Consider the following 16758-nt stretch of genomic DNA (forward strand, 5'->3'; position numbering starts at 1 on the left):
GGTCAGCGCTGTCACGAACCGGTTCATGGTCGCGGCATCCTCGCGACTCGCCGGCTGCCTCGGCGGCCCGGCCCCGTATCCGGGGTGGCCGTCGTCGCTCGTCCAGAGCGGGCCGGGCGCGGAGGACCTGAGTGGTCCTCCGCGCCTGGCGATGTGCCGGCTAAGCGATCAGCTGTAGACCTCGAACTCGAACAGCGAGTAGCCGTACGCGGTGCCGCGGGCCGTGCCGTTGATCCGCACGTACCGGCCGGCGGCCGCGAGCGCCGTGTTGTCGTCGACGCCGCCGTTGCCGCCGGTGACCGAACGCACCGCCGTCCAGGTCGTGCCGTTGGCCGAGGTCTGGATCTGGTACGCCGAACCGTACGCCGCCTCCCAGGTCAACTTCACCCGGTTGATCGCGTACGACTGGCCGAGGTCGACCTGAATCCACTGCGGATCGGCGAACGCGCTGCCCCAACGGGTGGTCAGCGAACCGTCCACCGCGGCCGTCGCCACGAAGGCGCCCTCCACGCTGGATGCGGTGGCCGGCCGGTTGAGCGCGAGGTTGCTGGTCGACGGGGGCGGCGTGCCGCCACCGTAGACCTCGAACTCGAACAGCGAGTACCCGAATCCGGTGCCACGGGCCGTGCCGTTGATCCGCACGTACCGGCCGGTGGCCGTCAGCCCGGTGTTGTCGTCGACCCCGCCGTCACCACCGGTGACCGAACGCGCCGTCGTCCAGGTCGTGCCGTCGGCCGAGGTCTGGATCTGGTACGCCGAACCGAACGCCGCCTCCCAGGTCAACTTCACCCGGTTGATCGCGTACGACTGACCGAGGTCGACCTGAATCCACTGCGGATCGGCGAACGCACTGCTCCACCGGGTGGTCAGCGAACCGTCGACCGCCCCCGACGCCACGTAGGCACCCTCGACACTCGACGCCGTCGCCGGACGGTTCAGCGCGAGGTTGTTCCCCACCGGCGGCTGGGTGCCGCCGGAGGTGAAGGTGAAGTCGTCGATGTCGAACAGCGAGCCGGTGGCGGCGCCGGTGAACACCAGGTACAGCTGCTGCGTTCCGGTCGGCACGGTCACCGTGCCGGTCACGTCGGCCCAGGTCTCCCAGCTGCCGGTCGGCGCGACCGGCACCGTGGACACGACCGTGCCGGTGGGCGAGCCGACCCGCACGGTCAGCGTGCCACCGACACCGGCCGAGGCGACCCGCGCCTTGAAACCGGTGACGCCGGTCAGGTTGTACGGCGTGAAGGAGATCCAGTCGCCGTTCTCGATGTAGCCGACGGCGTTGCCGCCGTGCGCGCTGGCCTTGGCGGCGATCTGGACGCCGTTCATCGTGTTGAAGTGCTCGGCCTGCCGGGTCCGCGGCTGCAGCACGTGCTGGGCCTGGACCGCGGTCCCGGTCGGCGGGGTGTACACGGCGGCGAGCACCCCGAAGATGTTCGCGGCCGCGTCGTGCTCGCCGTCCACCGTGGTCTGGATCGACCCGGTGCAGCCGGTCTTGCTGGTGATGGGGTGTCCGTGGCTGTCGTGGGCCAGGACGTAGTTGAGCACGACCCGGTTGCAGTCGATCGTGCCGGCGTTCGGGTCGGTGACCCGCACCTCGTAGGGAACCAGGTCGCCGAACTGGAACACCGTGCCGTTGGCCGGGCCGATGATCTGGATCCCGGGCCGGCCGACGCCGACGACGATGCTTGCCGTCGAGGTCCGGCCGCCCGTGTCCCGCACCGTCAGCGTCGCGGTGTACTCGCCGTTGGCCGCGTAGGTGAACGTCGGGTTGGCCGCGGTGGAGTCGGTGCTGCCGTTGCTGGTGAAGTCCCAGGCGTAGGTGATCGCGTCGCCGTCCGGGTCGTTGCTGCCGGCCGAGCTGAACTGCACGGTCAGCGGCGCTGCGCCGGTGGACGGGTTCGCCGCGGCCTGGGCGATCGGCGCCCGGTTGCCGCCGCTGTTGTACTCGATGCGGTAGACGGCCGAGTTGGCGTCGCCGCCGAACCAGGTCGTGCCGTAGTCGAGCACGTACAGGGCGCCGTCCGGCCCGAACTCCAGGTCCATGATCGCGGTCCCGGACCACGGAATGGGCTCGATCGCGCCGGCGGTGCCGTTGGCGTTGATCGTGGCCGCCTTGATCCAGCGGCTGGTGAACTCGCCGAGGATCGCCTTGCCGTGGTAGGAGGCCGGGAACTTCACGTCGGAGACCAGCGCCGGGTTGAAGTTGTAGACCGGGCCGCCCATCGGGCCGCCGCCGCCCAGCTCGGGCCGCCAGGGTCCCGCGCCGCCGTAGGGCAGCCAGGCGGCCTGCGACGGCGGGAGGGTGGTGATGCCCGTGTTGTTGCGCGAGTTGTTGGTCGGGCCGCCGGCACAGTTGAACAGACCGGTCGACGGGCCGCTGGGGAACGTGTACTCGTGGTAGGGGGTGTTGTAGTTGGAGCAGTACGGCCAGCCGAAGTTGCCCGGCTGCGTGATCCGCTCGAACGCCACCGTGCCCGCCGGTCCGCGGTTCGGGTCGGCGCCGCCGTCGGGGCCGTAGTCACCGAGGTAGACGACCCCGGTCGCCTTGTCCACGCTCATCCGGAACGGGTTGCGGAAGCCCATGGCGTACACCTCGGGCTTGGTGTTGGGCGTGCCCGGCGCGAACATGTTGCCGGCCGGGATGGTGTAGCCGCCGGTCGCGCCCGGCTTGATCCGCAGCACCTTGCCCCGCAGGTCGTTGCTGTTGCCCGCGGTGCGCTGCGCGTCGAACGCCGGGTTGCGGTCGGCCCGCTCGTCGATCGGCGCGGAGCCGCCCGAGTCGAACGGGTTGGTGTCGTCGCCGGTGGACAGGTACAGGTTGCCGGCCGCGTCGAAGTCGATGTCACCGCCGACGTGGCAGCACTGCCCCCGGCTGGTCGGCACGTCGAGGATCGTGACCTGCGACGCCGGGTCGATCGTGTGGTCGTCGCGCACCGTGAACCGGGCCAGCTTGTTCGAGCCGTTGAACGGGGCGAACTGTGCCGCGGTGCCGGTCGCCGGGGAGTCGCCGCCCGGGGTGCTCAGCGGGGGCGCGTAGTAGAGGTACACCCACCGGTTGGTGGCGAAGTTCGGGTCGGCCTTGATGCTCTGCAGACCCTCCTCGTCGTGGGTGTACACCTGGAGCGTCATCGCGATCTTGGTGTTGCCGTTGACGTCGGTGTACCGGACGACGCCGTCGCGGGAGGTGTGCAGCACACCCCGGTTCGGCAGCACGGTCAGGCCCATCGGCTCGCCCGTCTCGGCCGCGCCCTTGGCCAGCGTCACCTGGTTGAACGTGCCGACCGGCGGAGGCCCGCCGACCGTGCAGTTCCCGGTGCCCTGGGCCGCGTACCGGATGCCGCCGAGCAGGTGGGTGCGGAAGTTGGCCTCGCTGAAGCTCTCCTGGGTGTGCCCGAGGCCGGTGTACCACGAGCGTCCGCCGTCGTAGGCGCGGCACCACGAGATCGGGTGGTCGGCGCCCATGCTGCCGCCGGTGTACGTGGACTCGTCCAGGTTGGCCAGCACGTGCACCGACGAGCGCGGGTTGGTGCGGTAGTTGTACAGCTCGTCGGTCCGGTTCCAGTTCGCCGGCAGGCCGGCGGTGGACGGGTGGGCCGTGTCCTCGATGCGCACCGTGACAGGCTGGATAGCCGGGTGGCTGGCGAAGTACGCGCCCACCAGGCTGCCGTACCAGGGCCAGTCGTACTCGGTGTCCGAGGCTGCGTGCACGCCGACGTACCCGCCGCCGGCGCGGACGTAGCGCTCGAACGCGGCCTGCTGGGTGGCGTCGAGCACGTCGCCGGTGGTGGACAGCCAGATCACGGCTTTGAATCTGGCCAGGTTGGCGTCGTTGAACTGGGTGGCGTCCTCGGTCGCCTCGACTGCGAAGTTGTTCTGCGTGCCGAGCTGCTGGATCGCGGTGGTCCCCACCGGGATCGAGTCGTGCCGGAACCCCGCGGTCTTGCTGAAGACCAGCACCGTGAAGTCAGGGGCGGCCTGCGCAGGGGCGCCGTTGAAGCCGACCCCGGCCAGCACGATGGTGACACAGAGCAGCACTCTGCGAAGGAACATGATCGGTTGGCACCTCTTCCGTGGAAGAACAATGAAGACGTGCGCCGATCACGTCTGGATGACCAGCCGTCGGCCGCACCGTGGCACGGTCGGCCTCAGGCTGGGTTACAACTCGATGGGTGGTGCCGCGCTCGCCCGCAAAGTGGAGGGTCGAACGAGCGCTCTGCTGTGGTGTGGTTCGCACCGGTCCGGCTGCGGTGTCGGGATCGGACCATCTCTCGCTTCACCGAAGTCGAGAGGTGCCGCATGCCGGCTGCCGCAACCGCACTGCCTGTCGTGAGTGGTCTCCAGCGAGCCACGATCGAGGGCGTGGGCCTTCACCTCCTCCCCCGGTCGACCCGGCGGGAGAGCGCTCTCCCGTCTATTGCAGACAGTTAAACAGACAATTTCGTCGTTGTGAAGTCTCATCGCGTGCCGACCGTGCGGGGTTCCCACGGGCTGGATACCACCGTTCCCGCTCACCTCGGCACTGACGTTCGGCGATGCGCCCACGGCACACCAAAGCCCTGGCGACTCGACGGGTGCTCGCACCAGCCGGGGACAGTGCCGTCCGGAACCTTCTAAGATGCGGCGAATGGGCTGGGAGACACTGGGGCAGTGGGGTGACAACGTCGCTCGCATCGAGCCGCTCGCCGGCGGAGTCGCCAACGACGTGTGGAGCGTGCGCGTCGACGGGCGCCGCGCGGTCGGCCGTCTCGGCACCCGCAGCGATGCCGATCTCGCCTGGGAGACCGAGCTGCTCCGATACCTCGACCGCGAAGGTCTGACCGTGCCGGTCCCGATCCCGACCACGGACGGCCGGCTGTTCGCCGACGGCCTGGTGGTGATGACCTACGTGGACGGCGGGCCGCCCGAGACGCAGGCCGACTGGCATCGCGTGGCCGGCACGCTGCGCGAGCTGCACCGGTTGACGCAGGGCTGGCCGCAGCGCCCCGGGTGGCGATCGTCGACCGACCTCCTGCACGTCGAGACCGGGACGAGGATCGACCTCGGTGCGATGCCCCCGGAGTCCGTCGCTCGATGCCGAGCAGCTTGGGCGCGGCTCACCGGGCGTCCGACATGCGTCGTCCACGGCAACCCGCAGAACCCTGGCAACGTCCGCATGACCGCGGATCAGGTCGCGCTGATCGACTGGGACGAGACGCACGTCGACGTCCCCGACCTCGACCTAGTGCTGCCAGACAACGCCGCCGACCTCGACGACATCGCGCACGACATCGCCGCGCAGGCGTCGGCCGCGTGGGAAGCCGCCGTCTGCTGGGACGACGAGTACGCAGTCAGGCGGCTCGCCGAAGTCAGAGCGGTCTGAGAACACTTTCGAGGACCTGGGCCATCGGTGCTCGACCGCGGACCTCGGCTGACGATTCGCGCGACTATGGCGCGCGAATCGTCAGCGTAGGCAGGTTGCAGCCCCGGACTCGACTGACTAGGTGGCGGCAGTCGGCGGCGTGACGTACTTCGCGTCCTTGCAGGCCTGCGAGTATCGGGTGGGGACCCGCCAGTAGGCGAGGAGATCGGCGCCGAACTCGTCGCGCAGTGTCTTGGTGCCGAAGCCGTGGTTCGGGCCCGAGTAGCCGCCGGCGTGGTTCTTGACGTACTTCGCGAACTCGTCAGCGGTCCGGTCGGGGACGAGGGTGATGAAGTAGCGGAACTCGATGCCGCAGGCTCCCTCGTAGGCGATCGGGTGCCGGGGTACCTTCCAGCAGCCGCTCTCCAGCTCATAGGCGGGAAAGTAGCGCTCCTCGCGCACCCGGGTTCCGAAGGTGTCGACCGAGTCCCGCTGCGCGCTGCCCACGAGGTAGATCGATTGGCCGGCGGGAGCCTCGCCGTTGATCACTCCCGCGGACGCGATGGTCAGCCGGCCGTTCCCACCCATCTCCAGCCCGTATCGAATCGACGTGGCGAAAGTCAGCGGCGGGTCGACACGCTGATCGATCCGGGTCAGGTCCACCTGGTCGACCTGCCGGCCGTCGAGTACACCGCAGTCGGGGTCGGGCTTGCTTCCGAAGAAGGTCTCGGCCGCGTCCGGCAGCTGGAAGAGTGTCACGACCACTGCCACTATGTTGATGGACTCCTTGAGACGCTGTTTGGTGGTCGGCCGGTCGGGCTGAGGATCCGGCCCGGCCGGGTCCGCAGCGGGGCCGCGCCGCCGAAGTCTGCCGAGCAGCCAGACGAGCGGCACCACGGCCAGGCCCACGAAGAAGATCGATATCCGGGCCCAGCTCGGGATGATCTGGTACGAGAGAAGGATCGCCGACCCGAGTGCCGCGGCCAGGCCGACTGCCAACACGTGCCGGAGCCGAACGTTCTCTCTGAGCGCGTGCTCGACGGCGGCTGCCGCGGTCCGGCGCCGCGGTGCCGACTCGCCCGCGGTGTCGTCAGGGCTGGGTGCGGGGGCGGGGTCAGGCGCGGGCATAGATCTTGATCCAGTCAACGTGGAGCGTCACCTCTGCCGGCGTGCCGCCATCGCGGCAGGGGGTGAAACTGTCGCAGCCTTTGTCCAGCTGGAGCGCGAGATGCATGGGCGAGGTGCTTGGCACGAGGGAGGCACTCGCGGTGGCGTTCGGCACCGACCAGGTCTGCCGGCCGTCGAGATAGAAGATCACCCGGCCCGGCAGCCAGTCCACCGCGACGGTGTGCCAGCTGGTGAAGTCCGCTCGTACCAGCTGGTCCTGCTTATTGGTCTTGGTCTTGTTGTGCAGGTAGTTGAGCCCGGTCGCGCGCTCGCCCTTGTTGACCTCGATCATGTTGATCTCGCCGTCCTCCGGCCACTGCTCCGACTTGGGCCACAGCAGCGCCACGCCGTTGTAGCCGGCGCCCCGGTCGACCCTCAACCGCACCTCCCACCTGCCGTACAGCTGGTTGACCCGCGAAGCGATGCCACCTGAGACGTCGCGGCCGTCGCGAATCGCGCCGGTGATCCGCAGCTCGCCGTCGCGAACCGCGACAGCCTCCCGTACCCGGGGGTGGTTGCCATACGGATCGTGGTAAACGCCCCACTTGCCGGTGTCGAGGGCGGTGCCGTTGAACTCGTCGCTCTGCACCAGGCTCCACCGGACTGGCGCGGGACTGCTCTGCTCCGGCGGCCGCGACGTCTTGGGCGGCACCGGCGGCGCCGGCGGCGAGGATGTAACGGTCGTCGGAGGGCTGGCCGGTGCCGTCGTCGGAGGGCCGGCCGGTGCCGAGGCGCCGGCGTCCGTCGGGGTGGGCGGGACCGCGGAGCCATCCGAAGTGGCGGTGCCGGCCGGTGGATCCGGGTTGCCTCGAATGCCACTGCATGCGAGAAGCATGGCGACGGCCAACGCGTTGACGGTGATCATTGCGGCTACGCGGAGCAGTGGCTTTCCGTGGACGGCCATGGGCATCTCCTCAGTGCGAGTGGGCAGCACGGGGCGCACCGCGATACGGCGATATCGACGGTGAGCGACGAGAGAGAGACTATTTGTAGTGAGTCGAGCCGAGCCAGGTTCTCCGCCCACATCGGTCCTGCCGACGTGGCAACGCGCAACGATTCGGCACCTCGTGAAGGCCGGCCGGGCCAGGACGTTCGATGATCGTTGACCGGCGGTAGTAGCTCACGTCCATTCACGTCGATGATCGGCGCTGGTGGCAAGCCTGATTCGAGCTGGACGGCCCGGCCGGAGTGCTCCCCGCTTGATCGGCTACCCGACAGCCTGCAGAGGCCGATTGACGCTACCGTCGCGGTGATCACCCCCGTGGAGGAACCGTGTCCCCTCGTCGTATCTCCGTCCTTTCCGCTGCCGCCGCCGGCCTGCTCGTGCTGGCCATGCCAGGCGTCGCCGCGGCCTCCGTGCCGCTGTCCAACGACTCGGTCACCCTGTCGAGCACGCCGGAGTCGTACAACTACAGCACCACCAACACCTACTGGTCGGTGGTGGCGCTGCAGTCACCGAGCAGCGCCGACTTCGACCTCGCGCTCTCCGGCGGCGGTGTCGCCCTGGGCACCAGCACGCAGGGCGCCGGCCGCACGGACTTCATCGCGGTCAACTCCAACAGCGGCTTCCGGCCGCTCGGCCGCTATCTGGCGACGGTCACGGCCTACAGTGGGTCGGGGACCTACTCGGTGCAGCGCCAGACCGGGGCGACCTCGATCGTGCTTCCGGCGATCACGCATCCGGGCAGCACGGGGGCCTCCGATCCGGACCTCGCCTTCGCGGTCCTCCCTGACGACGACATCGTCTCCATCGCCGACATGTGGCTCACCGCGGGTCAGGCCTTCTGGGCCTCCACGCCCACCGCGGGACAGCACCTGTATCTGATCAGGAGCACGGCGGGCACCCCGTCCACCTACGTCCGCAACCGGACCGCGGCGGCGTCCGGCCAGTCGGTGGCGGTCGTCGACGGGTGTACGAAGTACACGCCCACCGTCACCGGATGGCATGCCCTGGTGCTCGTCGACGACCGGGAACCCGAGCTGCCGCAGGTGCCCGCCGACGGGATCGCGCACGCGTTGAAGCTGGTGGACCCGGCGACCCCGAACACGTGCCCGGTGAAGAACTTCCCCGCCGCCACCCCCTGACACCATCGCTCCCCCGCGACTCGGCCGAGTCCCGGGGGAGCCGCGGTGCGAGTGGCGAGTCCGACCCCGGGAGCGCCGGGCGGAGTCGCCACGGCACGGGTGCGTAAACAGGTTGTCATCACCAGACGCCGCGACGATGATGGCCAGGATCCGCCGGGTTCGGCGATCCTGCGCCTGACCGGCGTTTCGATGGCACGCGAGCGGATCGCCGAGCGCCCGACCATCACCAGACGACGGAACCCCACCATGGATCTCGCCCGACGCCGTGAGCTCGCCCGCCGGGCGCTGGACGGCTACGACAGCGGCCCCGACGCCACGACGCGGGCGCTGGCCGCCGCGTGGGCGAAGATCGCCGACGCGGCGGGGCTGATCCTGGTCGAGGGTCTCAGCGACCAGATCGCCGTGGAGGCGGCCGCGGCCGGACGCGGCCGGGATCTCGGCGCGGAGCGCGTCGTGATCGTGCCGATCGGCGGTGCGCACGCGATCGGCCGGTTCCTGGCCGAGCTGGGTCCGCTGGCCGCCGAGCTGCGCCTGGCCGGCCTGTGCGACGTGCGCGAGGAGGAGGTCTTCCGGCGCGCGCTGGTCGCCGCACGGGTCGGCTCGCCGCGTACCCGCGCAGACATGGCCGAGGTCGGGTTTCACGTCTGCGTCGACGACCTCGAACAGGAGCTCATCCGCGCGGTCGGCGCCACCGCGGTCGAAGCCCTGTTCGACTCCCAGGGCGATCTGGGGTCGTTCCGCTCGCTGCAGAGCCAGCCTGCCTGGCGGGGCCGGGAGCCCGAGCGGCAGATGTGGCGGTTCCTGCGCGCCGGCTCGCGCCGCAACCTGCGTTATGCGCGGCTGCTGACCGAGGCGGCGACGGATCGTGACGCCCTGCCCCGGCCGCTCGCCGCGCTGCTCGACCAGACCGGCTGAGCTCGGCTCAGCGGCGGCGGACCGCCGTCAGCACGGCGTCGTGGATGGTGACCGGGTTGCCGTCGGGGTCGGTGACCTCGCGACCGGGCGTCTCGGTGCGGATCTCCCAGTCGCGTTCGTCCAGCGTGGCCGCGACCTGCTCGGCCGTGAACATCAGTTCCGGCAGACGGGGGCGGCCGATGGTGGTGTCGAGGTCGGACGGGTGATGGCCGACGATGAGCAGCGTCCCGCCGGGGCGTACGGCGGCGGCCAGGCGGCGGTGCAGCGCCTCCAGCGCGGGGCGGGGCATGTGCATGAACTGCGCCGAGATCAGGTCGTACCGGGCCGGCGCGGGGTCCCAGGACAGGACGTCGGCCTGCTGCCAGGTGATCCGTTCGGCGAGCTGCCCGCCCTGTGCGGTGACGGCGTCCGCCGCGCGGCGCAGTGCCACGGTGGACACGTCGACTCCGGTGACCCGCCAGCCCTGGGCGGCGAGCCAGATCGCGTCGGCGCCCTCACCACTGCCGACATCGAGCGCGTCGCCCGGCTTGAGCGCGGCGACGGTGGTGACCAGGTGCGGGTTCGGGTTGCCGCTCCAGACCCGGTCGGTCGAGCCGTATCGCTCGTCCCAGAACTCCGCGGTGAACATGATCTCGATCGGGTGTTGCGTCTGCGCGTCGGTCACGGTGACCACCTCCGCGACCACCTTCCCGCCCACCCCACCCACCCGCAAACAACCTTGCCGTTCCAGCAAACCAAACCCCCCGCCCAGCCGCGTTGATCATGAAGTTGTGGCGGCGACACGCCGTCGAGCCGTGCCATAAGTTCATGATCAACGCGATCGTGGGGTGGGTGGGGTGGTCAGAAGTCGTCGGGGGTGCGGATGCGGTCTCGGATCCAGGTGCCGGCGGGCTTGAGGCGGGTGGTGCCGGAGAACTGGCCGGTGGCGCAGGTGCCGGTGGTGAAGACGGCGCCGGAGCGGAAGTCGTCGGAGTAGTTCCAGTTGGTCCAGCTGACCTTCTTGGCGGCCATCAGGTCCAGGTAGCGCTGGGCGTTGGTGAAGTCGTTCGGGCCGTCGCCGGTGGCCTGCTGGGTGCCGAACTCGGTGACGAACATCGGCAGGGTGTCCACGGCCTGGGCGAAGGTGTTGTAGTACACGTTGCCGTGCGAGGCGGCGTAGAAGTGGAAGACGTACATCAGGTTGCCGGCGGTGACCGGGTTGGCGGTGATGGTGGCGACGCCGTTGCCGTCTCCGGACACCGACAGCGAGGACCAGTCGGGCGTGCCGACGAGCACCACGGCCTCCGGGTCGCGCTGGCGGATCACCGGGATGACCTGGTCGGCGTAGCTCTTGATGGCCGACCAGCTGACCTCGCTGGGCTCGTTGGCGATCTCGTACAGCACGTTGACCTTGTTGGCGTGCCGCTGGGCGATCTCGGCGAAGAAGGTCTTCGCGCGGGCCAGGTTGTAGTTCGGGTCACCGGGGTCGAGCATGTGCCAGTCGACGATGGCGTACATGCCGCGGGCGGTGGCCAGCTCGATGTAGTCGTGCACCAGGTCGGTGAACCGGCGCGGGTCGGTCTCGTAGCCGTCCTCCTGGATGTACATGGAGATGCGCAGCACGTCGGCCTTCCACTCGTTGGCCAGCACGTCCAGCGAACCCGCGGTCGCGCAGTTCGCGTACCACTGGATGCCGTGCGTGCTCATGCCGCGCAGCTGGACGGCCTTGCCGTTCTTGTTGCACAGCTGCCGCCCGCATACCCGCAGCTGCCCGTTGGCGGCCACGGGCGTGCCGGGGTTCGCGGTCGGGCTGGGACTCGGGCTGGCCGAGGGCGACGGCGGCTTCGAGGGCGAGGCGGACGGGGACGGCGGGCGCGGCGACGAGGCCGACGGGCTGGGCTGCGTGCCGCCCGCGCAGGGCTGGCCGTTGAGCAGGCAGCCGGTGGGGCTGCCGGAGCCCGCGCCGATGAAGCCGAAGACAACCGAGGCGCCGGGGGCGAGCGTGCCGTTCCAGGACAGGTTGGCGAAGACGACCTGCTGCCCGCTGCCCGAGCGGGCGGCGTCCCAGTGCGAGCTGATGCTGGTGCCGGCGGGCAGGGTGAACGACACCTGCCAGGAGTTCATGGTGCTGCTGCCGCCGTTGGTGATGGTGTAGCGGCCCTCGAATCCGGAGCCCCAGTCGGACACCTTCGTGAAGGTGGCGGTGGGCGTGGTCGCCGCGCTCGCGGAGCCGACGGCGACGGCCAGCGACACCGCCGCCAGCACGGACACCGCACCGGCGACCAGGACGTTTCTCAATTTTTGTGACATGCGCGCCTCCACGGGGCGTCGTCGGCGGACGTGGTCGGTGGCACAGACGAGGTACGGCGCTAAACGGCGGCCGCACATCTGTTAGGAAAACTAACTTACTATTGACACCCTAAGTTTATCGATGGTGGGCAGTCAAGCCGAAGCGACTTAATGATCGCTTAAATCAACCTTCACCAGCCACGATGGTTGACCGGGCGGGAAACTCAGCGCTCCATATCGGACTCGTGGTCGCCCGCGGCCGGCGAACAGGCCCTTGCCGGGTGTTGACAGCGGTGCTCGCACGCTCGATCCTCGACGCATTAGTTAGTCAGTCTTCCTAACAGTGCTGTGGCCCTCGGGGGAGGCCGCCGTGCCGCCGCGCGCCCTGACCCCCGGCGCGGTGTCGATCGACAGTGAAGGAGCCAAAAGTGTTCACCACCAATAGATCCCGGCTGCTGCTGACCGTGCTGACGGCAGGCCTGCTGGCCACCGCCGCCTGCACGCCCGGCGAGCAGCCCGCGCCCCTGGCCAGTCCCGGCGTCGAGGCGTCGGGCGAGGTCGAGCTCTGGCACTTCTTCACCGACCGCGAGGCGAACGCGATCGCCGAGATCGTCAAGGACTTCGAGGCCAAGCACCCCAAGGTGAAGGTCACCGTGAAGGGCGGCCAGGACGACACCAAGATGCTGCAGGCCATCGGCGCGGGCCAGGGACCCGACGTCGGCCTGAGCTACTCCACCGACATCGTCGGCAAGTTCTGCTCCTCCGGCGCCTGGACCGACCTGACGCCGTACCTGCAGCGCGACGGGGTCGACCTGAAGCGCTACCCCGAGGTGATCCGGTCCTACACGGAGTTCCGGGGCAAGCGGTGCGCCATGCCGTTCCTCGCCGACGTGTACGGGCTGTACTACAACAAGGCGATCTTCGCCGAGGCCGGTGTCGCCGGGCCGCCGAAGACCCTGGCCGAGCTGACCGAGCTGGCCAAGAAGCTGACGGTGCGCAAACCCGACGGCACCATCGAACGGGCCGGCTTCCTGCCGTCGTTCGGCTTCTACGAGAACTCCCCGTCGCACCTGGCCCCGATGGTCGGCGCGAACTGGCTGAACAACGACGGCACCTCGGCCATCGGCAGCGACCCGAAGTGGCAGGAGCTGGTCCGCTGGCAGAAGGACCTGGTCGACTGGTACGGCTACGACAAGCTGGAGAAGTTCCGGGCCGGCCTGGGCGACGAGTGGTCCGCCGACAATGCCTTCCACAAGGGCAAGGTCGCCATGAACGTGGACGGCGAGTGGCGCATGGCGTTCCTGCGCGACCAGGCCAAGGACGTGTCGTTCGGCGTCGCGCCGCTGCCGGTGGCCGACCCGGCCCGCTACGGCGGCGGCTACGTCACCGGCAACGTGATCGGGGTGTCGCGTACCGCGAAGAACAACGAGGCGGCCTGGGCCCTGGTGCGCTTCCTGACCACCGAGACCGACGCCATCGTGAAGCTGAGCAACGGCATCCGCAACGTGCCCAGCACGACCGACGCGTTGACCAGCAAGGACCTGGTGGTGGACCCGGAGTTCCAGGTGTTCCTGGACATCTTCGCCCACCCCGCCACGGTCACCACCCCGCCGAGCGCGATCGGGGCGGCGTACCAGGAGGAGCTGTCCGGGTTCCTGCAGTCCTATCAGGCCGGCACGGCGACCGACCTGGCCGGCGGGTTGAAGAAGGTGGACCAGCAGATCGACAACCTCGTCAAGTTGGCCGGCTGATGTCGCTGCCGCTGCTCGGGGGTGCGGGTCCGTCCCGCACCCCCTCCCCCAGGCTCAGGCGGCTGCGGCGGCGGCTGACGCCGTACGCCTTCGTCGCCCCCACCCTCGCGGGCCTCATGCTGTTCCTGGTCTACCCGCTGGTGTCGGCGGTGTACTTCTCGTTCACCCGGTTCAACCTGATCCAGGCACCGGAGTGGGTCGGGCTGGACAACTGGCGCTTCCTGTTCGAGGACGACAACGTGGTCCGGGCGGCCAAGAACACGCTGTGGCTGGTCGTGGTGATGGTGCCCATGCGGATGCTCGGGGCGCTGCTCACCGCGCTGCTGCTCAACCAGGTCAAGCGGGCCCGCGGCGTGTACCGGACGCTGTTCTACCTGCCCGCGCTCGCCCCGCCGGTCGCCGCGACGCTCGCGTTCGTGCTGCTGCTCAAGCCGGGCACCGGACCGGTGAACACGGCGCTGTCGGCGCTCGGCGTCGCCGATCCGCCGCTGTGGTTCAACGATCCGGCCTGGGCCAAGCCGTCGCTGGTGGTGCTGGCGATGTGGGGCATCGGCGACCTGATGATGATCTTCATCGCGGCGCTGCTGGACGTGCCCGCCGAGCTGCACGAGGCCGCCGCCCTGGACGGCGCGGGCAGCTGGCAGCGCTTCCGGTACGTCACCCTGCCCAGCATCTCGCCGGTGCTGGCCTTCGCCGCGATCACCGGGATCATCGGCACGCTGCAGTACTTCACCCAGGCCGCAGTCGCCGCCAGCGTCGCGTCCGGGCAGGTCACCGGCGGGGGCGGCATCTCCGACACGTTCGGCTACCCCGAGGGCTCGACGTTCACCTATCCGCTCTGGCTGTACGTGGTCGGCTTCCGCTACCACGTGCTCGGCTACGCCAACGTGCTGGCCGTGGTGCTGTTCGCGGTCTCGATGACCGCGACCGTGCTGCTGCTGCGCCGGTTCAAGGAGTTCACCCGATGACGCGACGGACCGTGCTGCTCTTCGTCGCCCGGCACGCGCTGGCGATCGCGCTGTCGGTGATGTTCCTGGCCCCCGTGGTGTTTCTCGGGCTGACCTCGTTCATGACCAGCGACCAGACGCTGACCTCGCAGCTGTGGCCGACGTCGTGGCACCCGGAGAACTACGCCGAGGCGTTCGCCAAGGCCCCGCTGCTGCGCTACCTGCTCAACACCATCCTGTACGCGGCACTGGCCACCGGCTTCATGCTGCTGGCCAGCGTGCCCGCCGCGTACGGGCTGGCCAAGCTGCGCTGGCGCGGCCGGTCGGTCACCATGGTCGCGATCGTCTGCATGATGATGCTGCCACCGCAGGTCACCACCGTGCCGCTGTACCTGTTCTGGGCCGACGCGGGCCTGACCGGGTCGCTGTGGCCGCTGATCCTGCCGATGCTGGCCGGTGACGCGTTCTCCATCTTCCTGCTGCGCCAGTTCCTCGTCACCATCCCCGACGAGTACCTGGACGCGGCCCGGGTGGACGGCGCGGGCGAGTGGCGCACCCTGCTGAAGGTGGTGCTCCCGATGGCCCGCCCCGGTATCGCCGCCGCCGCCATGTTCCAGTTCTTCTACGCCTGGAACGACTACTACGGCCCACTCCTCTACACCAGCGAGAACGAGCAGAACTGGACCGTCTCCCTGGGCCTGGCCAGCTTCCGCAGCATGCACCACGTGGAATGGCACCTGGTCAGCGCCGCCACCATGCTCACCATGATCCCGGTCGTCGTGCTGTTCTTCTTCGCCCAGAAGGCCTTCGTCCAGGGCGTCACCCTCACCGGCGTCAAGGGCTGACCTCCCCGACGATCTTGCGCGAACTGTGGGGACGACACACTCGATCCGGGCGTATCGGCAACAGTTCGCGCAAGATCGTCGCGATCTTGACCGGCGGCGGGGTCAGCCTTCGCCGTGGCCCCGGTACAGGGCGAGTTCGCCCTCCAGGTCCAGGGCGAGGACAGTGGCGTAGGGGTCGCCGGTCACGGGGGCGTCGATGCGGACCACGCCGGGGACGTTGCGGCTCGGGAAGCCGCCGACCACGCGGTGCCCGAGGTGCTCGCCGGTGCCGAGCACGCGGATGTCGCGGACCTTGTTATATAGGCCGCGCAGCTCGACGAACTCCCGTGGCGTGTCGAAGCAGAACAGGTACAGCGTGCTGCGGTCGGCGGACAGCGTGGACGGGCCGTAGTGGTGGCCGTACGGCAGGCCCGCGCCGGTCGGGTAGACCGCCTCGGCGTTGCGGGCGATCCACTCGCCGAGGCCTTCCAGCCGCTGCACGTGCTCGTCCACGAACGTGCCGTCCTGGCGCGGGCCCACGTTGAGCAGCAGGTTGCCGCCGCCGCCGATGGTCTCGGCGAACACCCGGACCAGCTCGCGCACCGATTTCACGTTGACGTCGTCGGGCCGGTGGCCCCAGTAGTCGCCGAGGGTGTAGCACAGCTCCCACGGCATGTCCGGCGGGTTGATCGGCACCCCGAGTTCGGGGGTCAGGTAGTCGCCGTGGCCCATCATCCGGCCGTTGAGCAGGATGTCCGGCGAGTGCTCGCGGATCGACGCGGCCAGTTCGCCCATCCGCCACTGCTGCTCGTCGCGCTCCCAGGAGCCGTCGAACCACAGCAGGTCGGGGTGGTAGCGGTCGAGCAGCTCCCGGAGCTGTCCCCGGTGGACGTGCGCCAGGTAGCGCTCGAACGCGGCCGGGTCCTCCGCGCCGGGGGCCGGCATCGCGAACCGGTTGTCGACCCACGGCCGGTGCAGGTGCGCCGGGCGCACGGTCGGGTAGTCGGGGTGGCTCCAGTCGTTGTGCGCGAAGTAGAGGCCGACGTGCAGGCCGCGCCGGCGCAGCGCGTCGGCGTACGGGCCGACCAGGTCCCGCCCGGCCGGCGAGCGCTTGACCACGGACAGGTCGGTGGCGTCGGTGTCCCAGAGCGCGACGCCGTCGTGGTGTTTGGTGGTGAGCACCGCGTAGCGGGCCCCGGCGCGGGTGAACAGGTCGGCCCACGCGTCGGGGTCGTAGTTCGCGGCGGTGAACCGGTCGAGCTGGGCGAGGTACTCCTCGCGGCTGAGTTCGCCCGCGTAGAACGACCACGACTCGGCCACGCCGTCGACGGCGTAGACGCCCCAGTGCACGAAGATGCCGAGTTTGGCCTGGGTGAACCAGGGTTGCATGGCCATGGTGAAGCTGGCTCCTAGCGAGGATGGCGGGTGGGTCCCGGCGGCGGCCGCATCGACGCCGCCGGGAC

At 69.7% G+C, this 16758-nt stretch carries 12 protein-coding genes; 6 read left to right on the forward strand and 6 right to left on the reverse strand.

From position 1 onward, the window contains the following. Nucleotides 1–168 precede the first annotated feature (168 nt). Nucleotides 169–4050, reverse strand: coding sequence for a ThuA domain-containing protein (locus tag F6W97_RS37170; RefSeq protein WP_155375282.1), 3882 nt, complete (start codon nucleotides 4048–4050; stop codon nucleotides 169–171). 574 nt (nucleotides 4051–4624) lie between these two features. Between F6W97_RS37170 and F6W97_RS37175 the strand changes: the two genes are divergently transcribed. After that, nucleotides 4625–5359 (forward strand): phosphotransferase enzyme family protein, encoded by a 735-nt coding sequence (locus tag F6W97_RS37175; RefSeq protein WP_155375283.1) that lies wholly within the window; start codon nucleotides 4625–4627, stop codon nucleotides 5357–5359. A gap of 117 nt (nucleotides 5360–5476) precedes the next feature. Here F6W97_RS37175 and F6W97_RS37180 read toward each other — a convergent pair whose 3' ends face one another. Together F6W97_RS37180 and F6W97_RS37185 are read right to left on the reverse strand one after the other, a co-directional pair. Then, nucleotides 5477–6340 (reverse strand): hypothetical protein, encoded by an 864-nt coding sequence (locus tag F6W97_RS37180; protein ID WP_155375284.1) that lies wholly within the window; start codon nucleotides 6338–6340, stop codon nucleotides 5477–5479. Nucleotides 6341–6452: 112 nt separating this feature from the next. Beyond that, nucleotides 6453–7094 (reverse strand): glycoside hydrolase family 16 protein, encoded by a 642-nt coding sequence (locus F6W97_RS37185; RefSeq protein ID WP_196279500.1) that lies wholly within the window; start codon nucleotides 7092–7094, stop codon nucleotides 6453–6455. 683 nt (nucleotides 7095–7777) lie between these two features. Between F6W97_RS37185 and F6W97_RS37190 the strand changes: the two genes are divergently transcribed. Together F6W97_RS37190 and F6W97_RS37195 are read left to right on the forward strand one after the other, a co-directional pair. Next, complete coding sequence (locus F6W97_RS37190; protein ID WP_155375286.1) at nucleotides 7778–8590, forward strand: hypothetical protein; 813 nt, start codon at nucleotides 7778–7780, stop codon at nucleotides 8588–8590. A gap of 246 nt (nucleotides 8591–8836) precedes the next feature. After that, nucleotides 8837–9505: a TOPRIM nucleotidyl transferase/hydrolase domain-containing protein gene (locus F6W97_RS37195; RefSeq protein ID WP_230687287.1), complete on the forward strand. Its 669-nt coding sequence runs from the start codon at nucleotides 8837–8839 to the stop codon at nucleotides 9503–9505. A 7-nt stretch (nucleotides 9506–9512) separates the two neighbouring features. Here the strand turns inward: F6W97_RS37195 and F6W97_RS37200 are convergent, their stop codons facing one another. Both F6W97_RS37200 and F6W97_RS37205 read right to left on the reverse strand, forming a co-directional pair. Further along, nucleotides 9513–10133 (reverse strand): class I SAM-dependent methyltransferase, encoded by a 621-nt coding sequence (locus tag F6W97_RS37200; protein ID WP_155375385.1) that lies wholly within the window; start codon nucleotides 10131–10133, stop codon nucleotides 9513–9515. A gap of 212 nt (nucleotides 10134–10345) precedes the next feature. After that, nucleotides 10346–11794, reverse strand: coding sequence for a cellulase family glycosylhydrolase (locus F6W97_RS37205; RefSeq protein WP_155375287.1), 1449 nt, complete (start codon nucleotides 11792–11794; stop codon nucleotides 10346–10348). 407 nt (nucleotides 11795–12201) lie between these two features. Between F6W97_RS37205 and F6W97_RS37210 the strand changes: the two genes are divergently transcribed. From F6W97_RS37210 to F6W97_RS37220, 3 genes are read left to right on the forward strand one after another with little or no spacing between them, the layout of a single operon-like run. Beyond that, the gene (locus F6W97_RS37210; RefSeq protein WP_230687288.1) at nucleotides 12202–13524 is read left to right on the forward strand and encodes an ABC transporter substrate-binding protein; all 1323 of its coding nucleotides are present in this window, start codon (nucleotides 12202–12204) and stop codon (nucleotides 13522–13524) included. Beyond that, nucleotides 13524–14492, forward strand: coding sequence for a carbohydrate ABC transporter permease (locus F6W97_RS37215; protein WP_196279501.1), 969 nt, complete (start codon nucleotides 13524–13526; stop codon nucleotides 14490–14492). Before F6W97_RS37210 ends, F6W97_RS37215 begins: the two co-directional genes overlap by 1 nt. Further along, the gene (locus F6W97_RS37220) at nucleotides 14489–15316 is read left to right on the forward strand and encodes a carbohydrate ABC transporter permease (RefSeq protein ID WP_155375288.1); all 828 of its coding nucleotides are present in this window, start codon (nucleotides 14489–14491) and stop codon (nucleotides 15314–15316) included. The genes F6W97_RS37215 and F6W97_RS37220 overlap by 4 nt, the downstream gene beginning before the upstream one ends. Nucleotides 15317–15418: 102 nt before the next feature. Here the strand turns inward: F6W97_RS37220 and F6W97_RS37225 are convergent, their stop codons facing one another. Further along, entirely contained in the window at nucleotides 15419–16690 is a 1272-nt protein-coding gene (locus tag F6W97_RS37225) for an alpha-L-fucosidase (RefSeq protein ID WP_155375289.1), read from the reverse strand. Between the last annotated feature and the right edge of the window lie 68 nt (nucleotides 16691–16758).

It is taken from the genome of Catellatospora vulcania, from assembly GCF_009720385.1.
Classification (GTDB): domain Bacteria; phylum Actinomycetota; class Actinomycetes; order Mycobacteriales; family Micromonosporaceae; genus Catellatospora; species Catellatospora vulcania.